The sequence below is a fragment of the Streptomyces fungicidicus genome (assembly GCF_003665435.1).
Classification (GTDB): Bacteria; Actinomycetota; Actinomycetes; order Streptomycetales; family Streptomycetaceae; genus Streptomyces; species Streptomyces fungicidicus.
Genome location: NZ_CP023407.1, coordinates 1,483,260 through 1,501,316, shown reverse-complemented (window position 1 = coordinate 1,501,316; position 18,057 = coordinate 1,483,260). Strand labels below are relative to the sequence as shown.

The 18,057-nt window shown below is 73.0% G+C and carries 18 protein-coding genes; 14 read left to right on the top strand and 4 right to left on the bottom strand.

Annotation, left to right across the window (positions count from 1 at the left end; genetic code table 11):
* The first annotated feature begins 136 nt into the window (after positions 1-136).
* The 10 genes from infC to CNQ36_RS06690 all read left to right on the top strand — a co-directional run bounded on the left by infC (position 137) and on the right by CNQ36_RS06690 (position 11,397).
* Complete coding sequence (gene infC, locus CNQ36_RS06735) at positions 137-778, top strand: translation initiation factor IF-3 (protein WP_073933682.1); 642 nt, start codon at positions 137-139, stop codon at positions 776-778.
* A gap of 112 nt (positions 779-890) precedes the next feature.
* The gene (gene rpmI / locus CNQ36_RS06730) at positions 891-1,085 is read left to right on the top strand and encodes a 50S ribosomal protein L35 (protein WP_004933563.1); all 195 of its coding nucleotides are present in this window, start codon (positions 891-893) and stop codon (positions 1,083-1,085) included.
* Positions 1,086-1,180: 95 nt separating this feature from the next.
* The gene (rplT, locus tag CNQ36_RS06725) at positions 1,181-1,564 is read left to right on the top strand and encodes a 50S ribosomal protein L20 (protein WP_004933571.1); all 384 of its coding nucleotides are present in this window, start codon (positions 1,181-1,183) and stop codon (positions 1,562-1,564) included.
* A gap of 188 nt (positions 1,565-1,752) precedes the next feature.
* Positions 1,753-2,613, top strand: coding sequence for a TrmH family RNA methyltransferase (locus CNQ36_RS06720; RefSeq protein ID WP_040908822.1), 861 nt, complete (start codon positions 1,753-1,755; stop codon positions 2,611-2,613).
* A 92-nt stretch (positions 2,614-2,705) separates the two neighbouring features.
* On the top strand, positions 2,706-3,851 hold the full coding sequence (locus CNQ36_RS06715; RefSeq protein WP_121545310.1) for a sensor histidine kinase: 1,146 nt from the start codon (positions 2,706-2,708) through the stop codon (positions 3,849-3,851).
* 175 nt (positions 3,852-4,026) lie between these two features.
* A complete protein-coding gene (gene pheS / locus CNQ36_RS06710) occupies positions 4,027-5,148 on the top strand; it encodes a phenylalanine--tRNA ligase subunit alpha (RefSeq protein WP_004933583.1) in 1,122 nt (373 codons plus the stop codon).
* A complete protein-coding gene (gene pheT, locus CNQ36_RS06705; protein WP_121545309.1) occupies positions 5,148-7,670 on the top strand; it encodes a phenylalanine--tRNA ligase subunit beta in 2,523 nt (840 codons plus the stop codon). Before pheS ends, pheT begins: the two co-directional genes overlap by 1 nt.
* Positions 7,671-8,113: 443 nt before the next feature.
* Positions 8,114-9,115 (top strand): PP2C family protein-serine/threonine phosphatase, encoded by a 1,002-nt coding sequence (locus CNQ36_RS06700; protein WP_228312927.1) that lies wholly within the window; start codon positions 8,114-8,116, stop codon positions 9,113-9,115.
* Between the two features lie 252 nt (positions 9,116-9,367).
* The gene (locus tag CNQ36_RS06695; protein WP_121545308.1) at positions 9,368-10,708 is read left to right on the top strand and encodes an NsdA family TPR-like regulatory protein; all 1,341 of its coding nucleotides are present in this window, start codon (positions 9,368-9,370) and stop codon (positions 10,706-10,708) included.
* 143 nt (positions 10,709-10,851) lie between these two features.
* Entirely contained in the window at positions 10,852-11,397 is a 546-nt protein-coding gene (locus tag CNQ36_RS06690) for an NUDIX hydrolase (protein ID WP_121545307.1), read from the top strand.
* 49 nt (positions 11,398-11,446) lie between these two features.
* Here CNQ36_RS06690 and CNQ36_RS06685 read toward each other — a convergent pair whose 3' ends face one another.
* Entirely contained in the window at positions 11,447-12,304 is an 858-nt protein-coding gene (locus tag CNQ36_RS06685; RefSeq protein WP_004933601.1) for a 3-hydroxybutyryl-CoA dehydrogenase, read from the bottom strand.
* Between the two features lie 167 nt (positions 12,305-12,471).
* Between CNQ36_RS06685 and CNQ36_RS06680 the strand changes: the two genes are divergently transcribed.
* Positions 12,472-13,743, top strand: a complete 1,272-nt coding sequence (locus CNQ36_RS06680; protein ID WP_206278432.1) for a glycoside hydrolase family 10-like protein — start codon at positions 12,472-12,474, stop codon at positions 13,741-13,743.
* Here CNQ36_RS06680 and CNQ36_RS06675 read toward each other — a convergent pair.
* Both CNQ36_RS06675 and CNQ36_RS06670 read right to left on the bottom strand, forming a co-directional pair.
* Complete coding sequence (locus CNQ36_RS06675; RefSeq protein WP_004933605.1) at positions 13,740-13,940, bottom strand: DUF1918 domain-containing protein; 201 nt, start codon at positions 13,938-13,940, stop codon at positions 13,740-13,742. The genes CNQ36_RS06680 and CNQ36_RS06675 overlap by 4 nt on opposite strands.
* A gap of 12 nt (positions 13,941-13,952) precedes the next feature.
* Positions 13,953-14,870, bottom strand: coding sequence for a DMT family transporter (locus CNQ36_RS06670; protein WP_121545305.1), 918 nt, complete (start codon positions 14,868-14,870; stop codon positions 13,953-13,955).
* Between CNQ36_RS06670 and CNQ36_RS06665 the strand changes: the two genes are divergently transcribed.
* The 3 genes from CNQ36_RS06665 to CNQ36_RS06655 all read left to right on the top strand — a co-directional run bounded on the left by CNQ36_RS06665 (position 14,869) and on the right by CNQ36_RS06655 (position 17,517).
* Positions 14,869-16,302 (top strand): aminotransferase-like domain-containing protein, encoded by a 1,434-nt coding sequence (locus tag CNQ36_RS06665; protein ID WP_121545304.1) that lies wholly within the window; start codon positions 14,869-14,871, stop codon positions 16,300-16,302. The genes CNQ36_RS06670 and CNQ36_RS06665 overlap by 2 nt on opposite strands.
* Positions 16,303-16,355: 53 nt before the next feature.
* Positions 16,356-16,793 carry a GNAT family N-acetyltransferase gene (locus CNQ36_RS06660; RefSeq protein WP_121545303.1) on the top strand — a complete coding sequence of 146 codons (438 nt, stop codon included), beginning with the start codon at positions 16,356-16,358 and terminating at the stop codon, positions 16,791-16,793.
* Positions 16,794-16,923: 130 nt separating this feature from the next.
* Positions 16,924-17,517 (top strand): histidine phosphatase family protein, encoded by a 594-nt coding sequence (locus tag CNQ36_RS06655; protein ID WP_121545302.1) that lies wholly within the window; start codon positions 16,924-16,926, stop codon positions 17,515-17,517.
* Here CNQ36_RS06655 and CNQ36_RS06650 read toward each other — a convergent pair.
* On the bottom strand, positions 17,499-17,939 hold the full coding sequence (locus CNQ36_RS06650; protein ID WP_121545301.1) for a DUF6314 family protein: 441 nt from the start codon (positions 17,937-17,939) through the stop codon (positions 17,499-17,501). The genes CNQ36_RS06655 and CNQ36_RS06650 overlap by 19 nt on opposite strands.
* Between the last annotated feature and the right edge of the window lie 118 nt (positions 17,940-18,057).

The following is an 18,057-nucleotide window of genomic DNA, read 5'->3' as shown; positions in this document are numbered from 1 at the left end:
GTGCTCCGGTAGTTCGAGGAGCCCCGCCTGTGACCGTCCGGGGCATTTTCTTTGCCTCGGCGCGGTTAGGTCCAACGAACACAGACGTTACGCGGCTGTCCGCCAGACCGTCGCGTGGTGCTACCGAGGAGGATCCATCAGCGCCGAGCCCCGCATCAACGACCGGATTCGCGTTCCCGAGGTGCGACTTGTCGGTCCCAGTGGTGAGCAGGTGGGCATCGTCCCGCTGGCCAAGGCACTGGAGCTTGCCCAGGAGTACGACCTCGACCTCGTGGAGGTCGCGGCGAACGCCCGTCCGCCCGTGTGCAAGCTCATGGACTACGGGAAGTTCAAGTACGAGTCGGCCATGAAGGCCCGTGAGGCGCGCAAGAACCAGGCGCACACGGTCATCAAGGAGATGAAGCTCCGGCCGAAGATCGACCCGCACGACTACGACACCAAGAAGGGTCACGTCGTCCGGTTCCTCAAGCAGGGCGACAAGGTCAAGATCACGATCATGTTCCGTGGTCGCGAGCAGTCCCGGCCGGAGCTCGGCTACCGACTGCTGCAGCGGCTCGCGGAGGACGTCCAGGACCTCGGGTTCGTCGAGTCGAACCCGAAGCAGGACGGCCGCAACATGATCATGGTTCTCGGTCCGCACAAGAAGAAGACCGAGGCGATGGCCGAGGCTCGCCAGGCGCAGGAAGCCCGCAAGGCGGAGGCGAAGGCCAACCCCGGCAAGTCGCAGAACGCCGCGGACGCCGAGGCCCAGCCGGCCGAGGAACCCGCCGAGGCGTGACTCCGGGGGCGCGAGCCCCGGGAATCAACCGACCGACACAAGTACGACGCTCCACCGTGCCCGGTTTCACGACCGGGCACCGGAGCGCCACCGACGAGGAGAGAACGGCGCTATGCCGAAGAACAAGTCGCACAGCGGTGCCAGCAAGCGCTTCAAGGTCACCGGCTCCGGCAAGGTGCTCCGTGAGCGCGCCGGCAAGCGCCACCTGCTCGAGCACAAGTCGTCCCGCGTGACGCGTCGCCTCACCGGCAACGCCGAGATGGCCCCGGGCGACGCCGCGAAGATCAAGAAGCTTCTCGGCAAGTGAGGCCGGGCGCCCCGCGCCTGACCCACCTGCACCGGGACCCAATCGTTTCCGGGCCGTGTGAGCACAACCACGGCCCCGCTACAAGGAGTTAACAAGTGGCACGCGTCAAGCGGGCAGTCAACGCCCACAAGAAGCGCCGGGCGATCCTCGAGCAGGCCTCCGGCTACCGCGGTCAGCGCTCGCGCCTGTACCGCAAGGCCAAGGAGCAGGTTACCCACTCGCTGGTCTACAACTACAACGACCGCAAGAAGCGCAAGGGTGACTTCCGCCAGCTGTGGATCCAGCGCATCAACGCCGCTGCCCGCGCCAACGGCATCACGTACAACCGCTTCATCCAGGGTCTGAAGGCCGCCAACGTCGAGGTCGACCGCAAGATCCTCGCGGAGCTGGCCGTCAACGACGCGACCGCGTTCGCCGCGCTCGTCGAGGTCGCGCAGAAGGCCCTCCCGGCGGACGTGAACGCGCCCAAGGCCGCGTGAGCACCGCGTCGGCCTGAAGTCGGCGTGAGTTTTTCGGGACCCGCAGGCTCTGGGGCTTGCGGGTCCTGTCGTTGCCGCCCGCCGGCCGGCCGTCCGGCCGCGGGTCCGTCGTGGCCGGTCGCGCGGTTCCCCGCGCCCCGGGGAAGTGCATGTTCCGCGTGTCGAGAGCGCTCCCGAAGGTGAAGAAGATGGCCTCCGTCAGCCCCGAGCTGATCTCTCCCCGCTCCTCCCGCGTCGCCGCCGCCCGGCGGCTCGGCAAGCGGAACTTCCGGGGGAAGGAACGGCTGTTCCTGGCCGAGGGACCGCAGGCCGTGCGGGAGGCCGCCGCGCACCGCAGCGCCGGCGCCGCCACCCTGGTCGAGCTGTTCGCCACCGTCGACGCCGCCGAGCGGTACGCCGACATCGTCGGGGCGGCCCGGGACGCCGGGGCCCGTGTCCACCTCGCCTCCGAGGACGTCATCGCCGACATCTCCACCACCGTCACCCCGCAGGGGCTCGTCGGGGTGTGCCGGTTCCTGGACACGCCGTTCGAGGAGATCCTCGCCGCCCGGCCCCGCCTCGTCGCCGTCCTCGCCCATGTGCGCGACCCGGGGAACGCCGGCACCGTACTGCGCTGCGCCGACGCCGCCGGAGCCGAGGCCGTCGTGCTCACCGACGCCTCCGTCGACCTGTACAACCCCAAGGCCGTGCGCGCCTCCGTCGGCTCCCTGTTCCATCTGCCCGTCGCCGTCGGCGTACCCGTCGGACAGGCCGTGACCGGGCTGCGGGACGCGGGTGTGCGGCTGCTGGCCGCCGACGGCGCCGGCGACCGGGACCTCGACGACGAACTCGACAAGGGCACCATGGGCGGGCCCACCGCCTGGGTCTTCGGCAACGAGGCCTGGGGGCTGCCCGAGGAGACCCGCGCCCTCACCGACGCCGTCGTCCGTGTGCCGATCCACGGAAAGGCGGAGAGTCTGAACCTGGCGACCGCCGCCGCCGTATGTCTCTACGCGTCGGCACGCGCACAGCGCGCCGCCGGAGGGTGCCGCTCCGTCACCGGGAACTAGTAGGGTGACCAGCCCGGGGACCCTCCCCCAAGCTCTCGGCAGGGCCCGGGCACGGGGCGCCCCGAGGAAGTTGTGAGAGGTGGGGTACGGGGATGAGTGTCGGCACGAGCAGCGCACCGGGAGCACAGCGGACGGCGCGCCCGCCCGCGCCCCGGCCCGGTGATCTCGCCGAACTCGGCATCGACCCCGACCAGCTGCCCGACGGACTCGTCGTCGCCGACGAACACGGACGGGTGATCTGCTTCAACGCGGCCGCCGCGCGCATCGCGGCCGTCCCCGCCGGGCAGGCCCTCGGACAGCGGCTGGAGACCGCCCTGCCGTTAGAGGACCTGGAGGGCCGCCGCTGGTGGCAGCTCACCGACCCCTACGGCGGCCTCGCCATCCGCGTCCGCCAGCCCGAACGCAACCTCCTGCTCCCCGGCGGCCGGGAGGTCCTCGTCTCCGCCCGCTACGTCCGCACCGAACCCACCGGCCCCGTTTACCGGGTCGTCGTCACCCTGCGCGACACCGAGGCCCGCCGCCGCACCGAACGCAGCCACGCCGAGCTGATCGCCACCGTCGCCCACGAGCTGCGCTCCCCGCTCACCTCCGTCAAGGGTTTCACCGCCACCCTGCTCGCCAAGTGGGAGCGCTTCACCGACGACCAGAAGCGGCTGATGCTGGAGACCGTCGACGCCGACGCCGACCGGGTCACCCGGCTCATCGCCGAGCTGCTCGACATATCGCGCATCGACTCCGGACGTCTGGAGGTGCGCCGCCAGCCCGTCGACATCGGCGCCGCCGTCGGACGGCACATCCAGGCGTACGTGGCCGCCGGACAGTCGGCCGACCGGTTCCTGCTGCGGGTGCAGCGCCCCCTGCCCGACCTGTGGGCCGACCCCGACAAGGTCGACCAGGTGCTCAGCAACCTGCTGGAAAATGCGGTGCGCCACGGCGAGGGAACCGTCACCATTGACGTCACGCCCTCGGTGTCCCCGCGAGAGCGGGAGAACGGCGAGAACGCAGCCACGTCGGTCACGGTGAGCGACGAGGGGCCCGGCATCCCGGAGGAGTCCATGAACCGCGTCTTCACCCGCTTCTGGCGGGGCAGCAAGCGCGGCGGGACAGGCCTCGGGCTGTACATCGTCAAGGGCATCGTGGAGGCCCACGGCGGCACCATCACGGTCGGACGCGCCCCCGGCGGCGGCGCCGAGTTCCGATTTACGCTGCCCGTGGCGGCGCCGGCGTACCTCACCTGAGACGCCCGGCGGCCCCACGGGCGCATCCGCGTTCCCCCACCCCGTTAGACTCGGCCACTGGCACCTTTGCGTCCCGAGGACGAGAGCCGCGACGACGAGAAGACGCGACGGCGACGACTCGTCCACGAGTCGATGACGGGGACCCATCAGCCAGCAATCGGAAGCACGGGAAGAGATGTCGGCACCGAATAAGTCGTACGACCCTGTCGAGGTCGAGGCGTTGAAACCGGAAGAGATCGAGCGCATGCGGGACGAGGCGCTCGCCGCCTTCGCCGCCGCGGACTCGCTCGACGCGCTCCAGGAGGCCAAGGTCGCCCACACCGGCGGAACCTCCCCGCTGTCGCTGGCCAACCGCGAGATCGGCGCCCTGCCGCCGCACGCCAAGGCGGACGCGGGCAAGCGGGTGGGCCAGGCGCGCGGTGCCGTGAACAAGGGCCTCGCCGCCCGCCAGGCCGAACTCGAGGCCGAGCGGGACGCCCGGGTGCTGGTCGAGGAGGCCGTGGACGTCACGCTGCCCCACGACCGTGTCCCGGCCGGCGCCCGCCACCCCCTCACCACGCTGTCGGAGCGCATCGAGGACGTCTTCGTGGCCATGGGCTACGAGGTCGCCGAGGGCCCCCAGGCCGAGGCCGAGTGGTTCAACTTCGACGCCCTCAACATCGGCCCGGACCACCCCGCCCGCGGCGAGGCCGACACCTTCTTCGTGCAGGGCCCCGACGGCGGCACCGAGTCCGGTGTGGTGCTGCGCACCCACACCTCGCCCGTGCAGATCCGCTCCCTGCTCGACCGCGAACTGCCGGTCTACGTGATCTGCCCCGGCCGGGTGTACCGCACCGACGAGCTGGACGCCACGCACACCCCCGTCTTCCACCAGGTCGAGCTGCTCGCCGTGGACGAGGGCCTGACCATGGCGGACCTCAAGGGCACCCTTGACCACATGGTCCAGTCGCTGTTCGGCGCGGAGATGAAGACCCGGCTGCGGCCGAACTTCTTCCCCTTCACCGAGCCGAGCGCCGAGATGGACATGCTCTGCTACGTCTGCCGGGGCGAGTCCGTCGGCAACCCCGACCGGCCCTGCCGCACCTGCTCCAGCGAGGGCTGGATCGAGCTCGGCGGCTGCGGCATGGTCAACCCGCGGGTGCTCACCGCCTGCGGCGTCGACCCGGAGAAGTACAGCGGCTTCGCCTTCGGGTTCGGCATCGAGCGGATGCTGATGTTCCGCCACAACGTCGAGGACATGCGAGACATGGTCGAGGGTGACGTCCGGTTCACCCGGCCGTTCGGGATGGAGATCTGATGCGGATCCCGCTTTCTTGGCTGCGGGAGTACGTCGACCTGCCGGCGACGGAGACCGGCCGTGACGTACAGGCCAAGCTCATTTCGGCCGGACTCGAGGTCGAGACCGTCGAGCACCTCGGCGCCGACCTCAAGGGCCCCCTCGTCGTCGGCCGGGTGCTGACCATCGAGGAGCTGGAGGGCTTCAAGAAGCCGATCCGCTTCTGCACCGTCGACGTCGGCCAGGCCAACGGCACCGGCGAGCCCCAGGAGATCGTCTGCGGCGCCCGCAACTTCGCCGTCGGCGACAAGGTCGTCGTGGTCCTCCCCGGCGCCACCCTGCCGGGCGGCTTCTCGATCAGCGCCCGCAAGACCTACGGCAAGACGTCCCACGGCATGATCTGCTCCAGCGACGAGCTGGGCATGGGCGACGACGGCACCCACGGCATCATCGTGCTGCCGCCGGAGACCGAGGTCGGCAAGGACGCCATCGAGCTGCTCGAGCTGGTCGACGAGGTCCTGGACATCGCGGTCACCGCCAACCGCGGCGACTGCCTGTCCATCCGCGGCGTCGCCCGCGAGACCGCCATCGCCTACGGCCTGCCGCTGCGCGACCCGGCCCTCCTCGACGTGCCGGGACCGAACGCCTTCGGCTACCCGGTGAAGGTCTCCGACCCGGCCGGCTGCGACCGCTTCACCGCCCGCACGGTGACCGGCCTCAGCCCCGAGGCGCGCTCCCCGATCTGGCTCCAGCGCCGGCTGCAGAAGGTCGGCATGCGCCCGATCTCGCTCGCCGTCGACGTCACCAACTACGTGATGATGGAGCTCGGCCAGCCGCTGCACGCGTACGACCGCGGTCTGGTCCAGGGCACCATCGGCGTCCGCCGCGCGGGGGAGGGCGAGAAGATCGTCACCCTCGACGGCGTCGAGCGGAAGCTGCACGCCGAGGACCTCGTCATCACCGACGACCGCGGTCCGATCGGCCTCGCCGGCGTCATGGGCGGCGCCGACACGGAGATCGCGGACCACGACGCGGCCGAGAACGGCGGAAGCTCGACGACCGACGTGGTCATCGAGGCCGCCCACTTCGACCAGGTGGCCATCGCGCGCACCGCCCGACGGCACAAGCTGTCCTCCGAGGCCTCCCGCCGCTTCGAGCGCGGCGTCGACCCGCAGGCCGCCGCCGCTGCCGCGCAGCGCACCGTCGACCTGCTGGTGCTGCTCGCCGGCGGCACCGCCGAGGCCGGCGTCACCGAGGTCGTCGCCCCGTCCGCGCCGCACACCGTCACCGTCGCCGCCGACCACCCCGACAAGGTCGCGGGCGTGTCGTACGGCCGGGAGACCGTCGTACGCCGCCTGCAGGAGGTCGGCTGCGACGTGTACGGGCAGGACGAGCTGATCGTCACCGTCCCGTCCTGGCGGCCCGACCTCGCCGACCCGAACGACCTCGCCGAGGAGGTCATCCGGCTGGAGGGCTACGAGAACCTGCCCTCCACGCTTCCCAGGCCGCCGGCCGGCCGGGGCCTGACCGCCCGCCAGCGTCTGCACCGCCGTATCGGGCGCGCGCTCGCCGGGGCAGGGTACGTCGAGGCGCTGAACTACCCGTTCGTCAGCGAGCAGGTCTTCGACCAGCTCGGACTCGAGGCCGACGACCCGGCCCGCCGCGTCGTCAGGCTGGTCAACCCGCTCAGCGACGAGGAGCCCGCGCTGCGGACCACGCTGCTGCCGGGTCTGCTCGGCGCGCTGCGCCGCAACGACGGCCGGGGCGCGCACGACCTCGCGCTGTTCGAGACGGGCCTGGTCTTCCAGCCGCGTGACGAGCAGCGGACCGCCGTCAACCTGTCCGTGGACCGGCGCCCCAGTGAGGACGACATCGCCGCGCTGGACGCCGCGCTGCCCTACCAGCCGCGGCACGTCGCCGTGGTCCTGGCCGGAGCCCGCGAGCAGGCCGGCTGGTGGGGCAGGGGCCGTGCCGGCGACTGGGCCGACGCGGTCGAGGCCGCCCGGACCGTCGCCCGCGAGGCCGGCGCCGAACTGGGCGTCCGCAAGGGCCAGTACGGTCCCTGGCACCCGGGCCGCTGCGCCGAGCTGACCGTCACCGTCGACGGCGCCGAGCGCGTCATCGGCCACGCCGGTGAGCTGCACCCGCGCGTCCTGAAGAACCTGGGCCTGCCCGCGCGCGCCTGTGCGATGGAGCTGGACCTCGACGCCCTGGAGCAGGTCGGCGACGACACTCCGCAGGCGCCGGGCATCTCCACCTTCCCGGTCGCCACGCAGGACGTGGCGCTCGTCGTCGACGCGTTCGTCCCGGCGTCGGACGTCGAGGCGGCGCTGCGCGAGGGCGCCGGTGAACTGCTGGAGTCCATCCGCCTGTTCGACGTCTACGAGAACGCGGAGCAGTTGGGCGAGGGCCGCAAGTCCCTGGCCTACGCGCTGCGCTTCCGAGCGACCGACCGCACCCTGACCGTCGACGAGGCGTCGGCGGCCCGGGAAGCGGCGGTCACCCTCGCGGGCGACCGCACAGGAGCCACCCTCAGAGCCTGACCCCCCGCCGGACGGGCCCCGCGCCCGTCCGGCGCCGCTTCCCGCCCGTCCGGCAACTTCCAGCCCGTCCGGCAACTTCCAGCCAGTCCGGCGTTTGAGGACTGGGGGCCCGGGGGCGAAGCCCCCGAAGACGGGACGGGAAGGGGCGGCGGGGGCGAAAACCCCTGCCCGCCCCACCCCCACCTCGCCACCACCCCCACCCCACCAGTCACCTCACTCATTCGGGTGACGATTCCGCCCGATGCGTCAAAAAGCCCTCACCGGTCGACAGAATCGGACCGGCCTCTCGGGGCCCATCTGCGCTGTCCGGGCCTACATGGGGGGCCATCGGCATGATCCGCTCGAAACCCGGGGCTCCCCGCAGGGTGCCACCCCGGCTCCGCTCCCGGGTACCCGGCCTCGCGGTGCCCACGGCACTGGGCGCCACCGCGGTCGCCTAACGGATGACCTGCCCGCTCGCCCACGACGACGCCCTCGCCGCCCGTCTGATCAGCAGCGCGGTGATGTGCGCCCTCGGCACAGGCCTGGTGGTGCACGCCCGGCACCGGCTGCTGCGCGAACTCCGGCGGTCCCGCCGCACCGCGGAGACCGCGCAGAACGCACTGCTGCGACCGCCGCCCCCGCGGGTCGACGGCCTGGCCGCCGCCGCGGTCCACCTCTCCGCCGATCCGGAAGCCCGGATCGGCGGAGATCTGTACGAGGCCGTCGCCACCGAGCACGGCGTACGGGCCGTGATCGGCGACGTCCGCGGCCACGGACTCGCCGCGGTGGAAACCGCCGCCGCCGTCCTCGGCAGCTTCCGCGAGGCCGCCCACGACGAGGCCGAACTGGCCGGCGTGCTGCGCCGCCTGGAGCGGGCCATGGCCCGGCGCCGGCGGGAGCGGGACCTCGCAGCTCCGGAACCCGCGGCCGCGTCCACCGCTCAACACGCGGCTTCCGCCGAGGAGTTCGTCACCGTACTGCTCCTGGAGATCCTCCCGGACGGCGGAGTGCGGGCTCTCAACTGCGGGCACCCCTGGCCGTATCTGCTGACCGGCGCCCGCGCCGAACCCCTCGTGAGCGCCGACCCGCTTCCCCCGCTCGGCCTGTTCCCCCTGCCGCCCGGACTCCCCACCGTCCCCTGCGGACGTCTGCTGCCCGGCGACGCGCTGGTCCTGTACACGGACGGAGCCGAGGAGGCACGGGACGCCGGGGGCCGGTTCTTCCCGCTGCGGGACGTCCTGGGCGAGGCGGCCCGCACCACCCCGTCCACGCCCCGCTCCCTGCTGTGCACGGTTCTCACGGAACTGCTGCGGCACACCGCCGGCCCGCCGAAGGACGACGTGGCCCTGCTGATCCTCCGGAACGAGCGGCACGGGGAAGGCACTCGTTCCGGAGCGCGGCAGGCCGCGCGCCCTTCGGCCGCGCAGCCGCACCCGACGGACCGCCTCCAGTCCCTGGCATGACCGGCGGCGCCACGCCGTCCGTCCCGCCACGGAGTGTCGGGCAGGCAGCAGGGCGGACGGCGTGGATCGGGCCGCCGCACTGTATGAGGGGGAGCCGGCGGCCCGGCCGGCCTCTTTCGAGGCAGTTCAGTCAACCCGCCGGACACGCTCCGCGACAGTGCGCGCACCCTTCGGATTCGGGCACTCCGTTCACACCCCGTGTGAACGGGCAGCCACTACTCTGTCCGGCACCGAGCCACCGGGGGGCCTGGAATGCAGCCGAACACCCTGCTCGACGCGATCCTGGACGAGGCCGCGATCTCACACGCCGGCCTGGCCGCGCACGTCAACCAGGCCGGCCGGGCGCGCGGTCTGCCGCTGCGCTACGAACACACCGCCGTGGCCCGGTGGCTGAAGGGACAGCGGCCCCGGGGGCAGGTGCCCGACCTGATCTGCGAGGTGCTCGCCGCCCGGCTGCGCCGTCAGGTCACCCTCGACGACATCGGCCTCGGCGTGCCCGGCGAACCGTCCGCCCCGCACACCGGCTCGCTCTCCGGTTTCGTCGAGCGGGCCACCGCGCTGTGGCGCTCCGACCAGCAGCGCCGCCCGCATGTGCTCGGCGCTCCCGCGGTCACCGGGACGCCCGCCGTGATGCCCGTGTGGGAGTGGGAGAACCCGCCCGAGGACATGGACGTCTCGCGCGGCGGCCGGCACCGGGTCACCCCCGGCGACCTCGACATGCTGCGGGCCGCCCGCACCCACTACGAGCAGATGTACCGCAAGGCCGGCGGTGTCGCGACCCGCGCCCGGATCGTCGGATTCCTCAACGCCGAGGCCGCCCCGCTGCTGCGCGGCCACTACACCGACGCCACCGGCCGCCAACTGCACCGCGCCACCGGGGGCCTGGTCGCGATCACCGGCATCTGCGCGTACGACTCCGACGCGCACGGCCTCGCCCAGCGCTACTTCCACCAGGCGCTCCGGCTGGCGAAGGCCAGCGGCGACCGGGGACTCGGCGCCTATGTGATCGCCCTGCTCGTCAACCAGTCGCTGTTCATGCGGGAGTACCGGCAGGCCGTGGCCTTCGCCGAGGCCGCGCTGCGCGCCGCCGGCACCCGCATCACCCCCGCCCTCGCCTCCGACCTGTACGCGATGCAGGCCAAGGCGTACGCACACCTCGGCGACGGCACCGGCGCGCTGTCCTGCATCCGCCGGGCCGAGCGGGCCGCCGAGCGCATCCGGCGCGGACACGAACCCGACGAGACCGGCTACGTCCAGCCCGGCCTGGTCAACGTCCAGGTGGCGGAGGCCCTGCTCAGCCTCGGCGAGCTGGCGGCGGCCCGGGAGCACGCGGCGGCGGCCGTGGACAACCCCGCGCACGACCGGGGCCGGGTGCACCGGCTGGCCATGCTGAGCACCGTCGAACTGCGCCAGGGCAATGCCGACAAGGCGGTGGCCGTCGCGGTGCAGATGACCGAACAGGCCCGCGGGATGGAGTCGCAGCGGCTGCGGGACAGACTGCGCGCGGTGCGTGACCACCTCGTCCGCAGCGGCTGCGCGGGCACGGCCGAGGCGGCCGAGCTCATCGACGGGGCACTGCGCGTACCGCTGTAGTACGGGCGCCGCCCTCGGGCATCCGTGCCCCGTACGCGCCTCCACCGCGCCCGCCGCCGCACCGCGGGCGGCCTCCCGTGCGCCTGCTGCCGCACCGCCGCTGCTGCGATATTGCCCCTTACCCGTCGGAAGGTGGCAGAACCGTGCAGTGGACGAAGCAGAACGAACAAACTGTGTACGCAAACCGCTGGTTCAGCGTCAATCTCGCGGATGTGGAGCTGCCGGACGGCCGGCATCTCGACCACTTCCTGATACGGCTGCGGCCCGTCGCCGTGGCCACGGTGGTGAACGAGGCCAACGAGGTCCTCCTGCTGTGGCGCCACCGTTTCATCACCGACAGCTGGGGGTGGGAGCTCGCGGCCGGCGTCGTCGAGGACGGCGAGGACGTCGTCCGGGCCGCCGCGAGGGAACTGGAGGAGGAGACCGGCTGGCGGCCGGGACCGCTGCGCCATCTGATGAGCGTGGAGCCGTCCAACGGCCTCACCGACGCCCGGCACCACATCTACTGGTCCGACGAGGGCGAGTACGTCGGACACCCGGTGGACGACTTCGAGTCGGACCGCCGGGAGTGGGTGCCCCTGAAAGTGGTCCCCGACCTGGTCGCCGCCGGGGAGGTCCCGGCCGCCAACATGGCGGCGGCGTTACTCCTGCTGCACCATCTCAGGCCCGGCCAGGACGGCAGGCCCTGAGACGCACCGGGGGCCCGGCACCCGCCGGGTGCCGGGCCCCCGCAGGCGCTCAGTAGGTGTAGAAGCCCGAGCCGCTCTTGCGGCCCAGCCGGCCCGCGTCGACCATGCGCTGCAGCAGCGGGGGAGCGGCGTACAGCGGCTCCTTGTACTCCTCGTACATCGAGTACGCCACCGAGGCCACCGTGTCCAGGCCGATCAGGTCGGACAGCTTCAGCGGGCCCATCGGGTGGGCGCATCCCATCTCCATGCCGTTGTCGATGTCCTCGCGGCTGGCGATGCCCGACTCGAACATCCGGATCGCGGAGAGCAGGTACGGGATCAGCAGCGCGTTCACCACGAAACCGGAGCGGTCCTGGGCGCGGATCGCGTGCTTGCCCAGCATCTTCTCGGTGAAGACCTGGGCCCGGCTCAGCGTGCCCTCGGAGGTGGTGAGCGCCGGGATCAGCTCGACCAGCTTCTGCACCGGGGCCGGGTTGAAGAAGTGGATGCCGATGACGTGGTCGGGCCGCGAGGTGGCGACCGCCAGCTTCACCAGCGGGATGGAGGAGGTGTTGGAGGCCAGGATCGCGTCCGGACGGGTCACCACCTGGTCGAGGACCTGGAAGATCTCGGTCTTGACCTGCTCGTTCTCGACCACGGCCTCGATCACCAGATCACGGTCGGCGAACTCGCCGAGGTCCGTGGTGAAGCTCAGCCGGGCCTGGGTGGAGTCCAGCTCCTCCGCGGAGATCTTGCCGCGCTCGGCCGCCTTCGACAGGGAGTTGAACAGCCGGGTACGGCCGATCTCCAGGGCTTCGCCGGTGGTCTCGGCGACCTTGACGTCCAGACCCGCGCGGGCGCACACCTCGGCGATCCCCGCGCCCATCTGACCGCAGCCCACCACTCCGACGCGTTCGATGTCGGTCACATCGTTCCCTTCGCTACTGCTTACGGCTGTGGCAGGTTGCCGGGTCCCGGTGCCTGCTCCGTTCGTGCACGTTACTCCGAAGTATCGATGATCGATCGTGGGGGTGGGGCATCCTGGGCGCCAGAAGGCGGCCCGCCGGGTGGCCGGACGGCGTGCGAGGGGGCGCGATGGGACGGGTGTCACGCAGGGTGTTCGCCACGGCGGCGCTGTCCGCGCTTGCCGCGACACCACGGGCGTCTGCCGCGCCCCGGGACCTCTCGGGGGCGCCCGGAGGTCCCGGCCGGGGCGGCGCGGCGACCGGCGAGATGCGGGGCATGTGGGTGGCCACCGTCACCAACCGGGACTGGCCCTCCCGGCCGGGGCTCGGCGCCGACCGGCAGCGGGCCGAGCTGCTCGCCCACCTCGACGCCGCCGTGCGCGCCGGGCTCAACACCGTCGTCTTCCAGGTGCGGCCCACGGCCGACGCGCTGTGGCCCTCGCCGCACGAGCCCTGGTCGCAGTACCTCACCGGGACCCAGGGCCGGGATCCCGGCTGGGACCCGCTCGGCACCGCCGTCGAGGAGGCGCACGCCCGCGGTCTGGAGCTGCACGCCTGGTTCAACCCGTACCGCGTGGCCATGCACGCCGACCCCGCACGGCTAGCCGCCTCCCACCCGGCCCGCCGCAACCCCGGCTGGGTCGTCCCGTACGGCGGCAGGCTCTACTACAACCCGGGGCTGCCCGAGGTCCGCGCCTTCGTGCGGGAGGCGATGCTCGACGCGGTGCGCCGCTACCCCGTGGACGCGGTCCACTTCGACGACTACTTCTATCCGTATCCGGTGGCCGGGCAGACCTTCGACGACGACCTCGCCCACGACACCCACGGCGGCGGCTTCCCGGACCGGGCGGCCTGGCGACGGGACAACGTCGACCGGCTGGTGCGCGAGACGGCCGCCGGGATCAGGGAGATCCGGCCCGGCACCCGCTTCGGCATCAGCCCCTTCGGAGTGTGGCGCAACGCCGACGTGGACGCCCGGGGCTCGGACACGTCCGCGGGCGTGCAGACCTACGACGACCTGTACGCGGACACCCGCCGATGGGCCAGGGAGAACTGGATCGACTACATCTGCCCCCAGCTCTACTGGAACATCGGTTTCGCCGCCGCCGACTACGCGAAGCTGCTCCCCTGGTGGGCGGAGGTCGTCCGGGGCTCCGGGACACAGCTGTACGCGGGGGAGGCCCTGTACAAGGCGGGCGATCCCGCGCAGCCCGCGGCCTGGCGGGACCCGGCCGAGCTGTCCCGCCACCTCACCCTGGCGGCGAGAGACCCCGGAGGCCGCGGGCACGTCTTCTTCGCCGCCCGCGAGGTGACGGCGGATCCGGCCGGAGCGATGGCGAGGGTGACCGCGGACCACTACCGCCGGCCCGCGGTGGCACCGCGTTCTCGCGACAGGCCCTAGTGCTGCGGGTGTGGGGTCGTGTGGCGGATCTCGGTGTCGGGGCCGGGGGAGCACACGCCCTCGTGTCCGTCCTCGAAGCGGACGCGGTAGGGCGGGTTCCCCTTCTCGCCCATCACTTCGACGATCTCTCCGACCTTGTCGTGCTGGCCGACCACCCTGCCGTGCTGGACAAGCTGGTCACCCTTGGTTGCGCGCATCGGGGCCTCCTCTCAGCCGCGTGCCCGCTGGGTGACGGCGATGCACACGAGCACCGCCGCGGCCGTCAGCGGGGCGGCCACCGTCAGCCGTTCGTTCAGCAGCAGCACCGACCACACCAGTGTGAGCAGCGGCTGGGCCAGCTGCAACTGGCTGGCCTTCGGGATGCCGATGGCCGCCATGCCCCGGTACCAGACGATCAGCCCGAGGAACTGCGAACCCGCCGCCACCCACAGCAGGCCGGCGACGCTGTGCGCGGTCAGCCGCACCGGTTCGGCGCTCAGCGCGACCGCGGCGACCGGCAGCGTGAGCGGCAGGCACATGACCAGCGCCCAGCCGATCACCTGCCACCCCGGCATCACCCGGGCCAGCCTGCCGCCCTCGGTGTAGCCGGCCGCGCACACCAGGAGCGCACCGAAGAGGTACAGGTCGGCCGTGGTCAGCGCGCCCCCGCTCTGCTGCACGGTGAACCCCAGCACCGCGGCGGCCCCGGCGAGTGCCGCCAGCCAGAAGACGCGTGAGGGCCGGGAGCCCACCCGCAGGGCCGACAGCAGCGCCGTGGTCAGCGGCAGCAGGCCCACCACGACGGCCGCGTGCGCGGTGGTCGAGGTCTGCAGCGCCAGGGTGGTCAGCATCGGGAAGCCGAGGACCACCCCCGCGCCGACCACCGCGAGCCCCGGCCAGTGCCGCCGGGCCGGCGGGGGCACACGGAGGGCCAGCAGACAGCCGCCCGCGATGAACGCCGCGAGCACACTGCGCACGGCCACCAGCGACCAGGGCCCGAAGCCTTCGAGACCCCAGGCGGTGGCGGGGAAGGTCAGGGAGAAGGCGACCACGCCGAGGGCGGCCTGCAGGGTGCCGAGACCGCGGTGGTCCCGGGGGCCGGTGACCGCTATCGGCGGCGCGGCAGTAGCGCTACTCTGTGCTCTCATGCATGAGCGTAGCAGTGTCGGTGAACTGGCGGAACAGCTGCGACGGGAGCTCGACCGCTACTCTCCCGGTGGAAAGCTGCCGTCCAGCAGAGTCCTGGTGGAGCGGTTCCGGGTGAGCCCGGTGACCGTCTCCCGCGCGCTGGCGCGGCTGGCCGCCGAGGGGCTGGTGGTCACCCGGCCCGGCGCCGGCGCCTTCCGTGCCCGGCCGCGGACCACGGCCGCTCCCGCCGGGGACACCTCGTGGCAGGAGGTCACTCTCAGCGCGGACGGCGCCGCCGACCTGGTGCCGCGCTCGGTGGACGCCTCCGGGGTGCTTGTCTCGCTGGCCGCGCCGCCGCCCGGGGTGATCGAGTTCAACGGCGGCTATCTGCACCCCACCCTGCAGCCGGAGCGGGCGATGGCGGCGGCGCTCTCCCGGGCCGGGCGCAGACCCGGCGCCTGGGGACGGCCGCCCATGGAGGGGCTGCCGGAGCTGCGCGAGTGGTTCGCCCGCAGCATCGGCGGGCCGGTCACGGCGGCGGGCGTGCTGGTCACCTCGGGCGGACAGTCCGCGCTGACCACCGCCCTGCGCGCGCTCGCCCCGCCGGGCGCCCCCGTCCTCGTCGAGTCGCCCACCTACCCCGGCATGCTGGCCATCGCCCGGGCGGCCGGACTGCGCCCGGTGCCCGTCCCGGTCGACGCGGACGGCGTACGGCCCGCGCTGCTCGCCGACGCGTTCCGGGCGACCGGCGCCCGGGTCTTCGTCTGCCAGCCGCTGTTCCAGAACCCCACCGGCGCCGTGCTCGCCCCCGAGCGGCGCGGGGAGGTGCTGCGCATCGCCCGCGAGGCCGGCGCGTTCGTGATCGAGGACGACTTCGTGCGGCGGCTGGTGCACGAGGACGCGGGCCCGCTGCCCCGCCCGCTCGCCGCCGACGACCCCGACGGGGTGGTGGTGCACGTCTGCTCGCTGACCAAGGCGACCTCGCCCAGCTTCCGGGTGAGCGCGCTCGCCGCGCACGGCCCGGTGCTCGAACGGCTGCGGGCCATCCAGATCGTCGACACCTTCTTCGTCCCCCGGCCGCTGCAGGAGGCCACCCTGGAACTCGTCGGCTCGCCCGCCTGGCCACGCCATCTGCGCGCGATCTCGGCCGCGCTGCGGTCCCGCCGGGACGCGATGACCGCCGCGCTCCGCCTGCACCTGCCCGAACTCCACCTGCCGTACGTCCCGTCCGGCGGCTACCACCTCTGGCCGCGGCTGCCCGCCGGCGCGCCCGAGCCCGCCCTGACCGCCGCCGCGCTGCGGGCGGGCGTCGCCGTCACCCCCGGCCGCCCCTACTTCAGCGCCGAGCCCCCGGCCGGCCACCTCCGGCTGAGCTTCGCGGCGGTGGCGGGCGCCGACGAGATCGCCGAGGGGGTGCGCCGCCTGCGCACCGCCTGCGACGAGGTGCTGTGACACCGGGGACAAAGGGTTCGACGCCGCCCCGCCCGACCTGGGAGCATCCGGCCATGACCGACACCCCGCGCCTGCCCGAGGGCTACGAGATCTCCACCGACCCCGCCCGCATCGACGCCGGGCGCGTGCACCGGTGGCTGTCCACCGACGCCTACTGGGCGATGGGCCGCTCCCGCGAGAAGCAGGACCTCGCGATCGAGGGGTCGCTCAACTTCGGCGTGTACGACACGCTCTCGGGGGAGCAGGTGGCGTACGCCCGGGTCATCACCGACCGGGCGACCTTCGCCTGGCTGTGCGACGTGTACGTCGACCCGTCGGTACGCGGCAAGGGCGTCGGCACGGCGCTGGTGGCGGCCGTACGGGACGAGCTGCGGCCCTGCGGGCTGAAGCGGATCATGCTGGCCACGCACGACGCCCACGGCGTCTACGCCAAGCTCGGCTTCGGACCGCTGGAGCGGCCCGACCAGTGGATGGTGCTCGTCTCCGAGTGACCCGTCCCGGGCGGTGTTTCCGGGGCACTTGTCCGGCGCGTCCTTACCAGCCGGTAAGACCGGATGCACCGTAAGTGACGTCTCGGTGACACCCCTTGACCCGGGCACCCCGGCGACTCACGATCGCGGCATGGCACTTCGGGTCACGTTCGTCGCCGCCGCGGGGAGCTCCTCGGTGCTCGCCGAACGTTTCGAGGACGTCCGGCCGCTGGACCAGGCCGGCTGGAGCGAGGTGCAGCGGGCCGCGCACGAGCTGCTGCCGCTCGCCGCGGCCGATCTGCGCTACTGCTCCCCGGCCCCGCGCAGCCGCGCCACCGGGGAGGGCCTCGGGTACGCCCCGCTGGTGCAACTGGCCCTGCGGGAATGCGACATGGGCCGCTGGCGGGGGCTGACCCTGGGCGAGGCGATGGCGCGGGAGCCGCAGGCGGTGGACGCCTGGCTCGCCGACCCGAGGTCCACTGCGCACGGCGGCGAGTCGCTGCTCGACTTCATCGGCCGGGTCGGCGGCTGGCTGGACACCCGGCCGGCCGAGGAGAACTGCCGGGTCGTGGCCGTGGCCGAGCCGTCCGTGATCCGCGCGGCCCTGCTGTATGTGCTCAAGGCGCCCCCCGCCGCGTACTGGAACATCGACGTGCGGCCGTTGTCGACGGTCGGTGTGGCCGGCCGGGCGGGCCGCTGGAAGCTGCGCCTCGAAGGCGTGTTCGCTCAGTCCGCGCGTGCGTAGTCCGTGGTGAGCTCCAGGTCCTTCGTGGGGCCGCGGACCCGCCAGAGGGTCCGCCAGTGGTCCGCGTCGCGGGCGGTGAACTCGCCCCGGTAGAGGTCGGCGGAGCAGGGGTGGTCCGCGACGTACCGGCCGGTGGTGAGGTCGAGGGCGTGGAACGGGCGGCCGTCCGCGAACCGTACGTCCGCGGTCCCGCCCGGGCCGGGCAGGAAGCGCAGGGTCCGCTCGGCCGGCCGGGTGACGCCCCGCCAGGTGAAGTCGCCGGACTCCCGCTGCAGCAGACCGCCGCCCTCCAGCGGGCCGAAAACGACCGTCCCCTCGAAGCGCCCCCGGTCGCCGCCCGCCAGGTCGCGCACGGTCCGCTCCGCCCGCCACCGGCCGCTCAGGTAGTCCAGTACGTCGGGTACCGGCCAGAACCCGCCCATCCCGCCTCGTTCCCGCGTGGTCGTCGGTGTCGCACGCTCCATTGACGTGCCCCTGCCTCCTCCCTATCTTGCCGTTCGAAGTGCTGACCATTGGCCGATATGTCGAACACTCCTAGAG

Excerpts from the sequence above, each read along its gene's own strand:
- rpmI (WP_004933563.1), top strand. The coding sequence starts at position 891 with ATGCCGAAGAACAAGTCGCACAGCGGTGCCAGCAAGCGCTTCAAGGTC.
- CNQ36_RS06720 (WP_040908822.1), top strand. The coding sequence starts at position 1,753 with ATGGCCTCCGTCAGCCCCGAGCTGATCTCTCCCCGCTCCTCCCGCGTC.
- CNQ36_RS06715 (WP_121545310.1), top strand. The coding sequence starts at position 2,706 with ATGAGTGTCGGCACGAGCAGCGCACCGGGAGCACAGCGGACGGCGCGC.
- pheS (WP_004933583.1), top strand. The coding sequence starts at position 4,027 with ATGTCGGCACCGAATAAGTCGTACGACCCTGTCGAGGTCGAGGCGTTG.
- pheT (WP_121545309.1), top strand. The coding sequence starts at position 5,148 with ATGCGGATCCCGCTTTCTTGGCTGCGGGAGTACGTCGACCTGCCGGCG.
- CNQ36_RS06700 (WP_228312927.1), top strand. The coding sequence starts at position 8,114 with ATGACCTGCCCGCTCGCCCACGACGACGCCCTCGCCGCCCGTCTGATC.
- CNQ36_RS06695 (WP_121545308.1), top strand. The coding sequence starts at position 9,368 with ATGCAGCCGAACACCCTGCTCGACGCGATCCTGGACGAGGCCGCGATC.
- CNQ36_RS06680 (WP_206278432.1), top strand. The coding sequence starts at position 12,472 with ATGGGACGGGTGTCACGCAGGGTGTTCGCCACGGCGGCGCTGTCCGCG.
- CNQ36_RS06675 (WP_004933605.1), bottom strand. The coding sequence starts at position 13,940 with ATGCGCGCAACCAAGGGTGACCAGCTTGTCCAGCACGGCAGGGTGGTC.
- CNQ36_RS06665 (WP_121545304.1), top strand. The coding sequence starts at position 14,869 with ATGCATGAGCGTAGCAGTGTCGGTGAACTGGCGGAACAGCTGCGACGG.
- CNQ36_RS06670 (WP_121545305.1), bottom strand. The coding sequence starts at position 14,870 with ATGAGAGCACAGAGTAGCGCTACTGCCGCGCCGCCGATAGCGGTCACC.
- CNQ36_RS06660 (WP_121545303.1), top strand. The coding sequence starts at position 16,356 with ATGACCGACACCCCGCGCCTGCCCGAGGGCTACGAGATCTCCACCGAC.
- CNQ36_RS06655 (WP_121545302.1), top strand. The coding sequence starts at position 16,924 with ATGGCACTTCGGGTCACGTTCGTCGCCGCCGCGGGGAGCTCCTCGGTG.
- CNQ36_RS06650 (WP_121545301.1), bottom strand. The coding sequence starts at position 17,939 with ATGGGCGGGTTCTGGCCGGTACCCGACGTACTGGACTACCTGAGCGGC.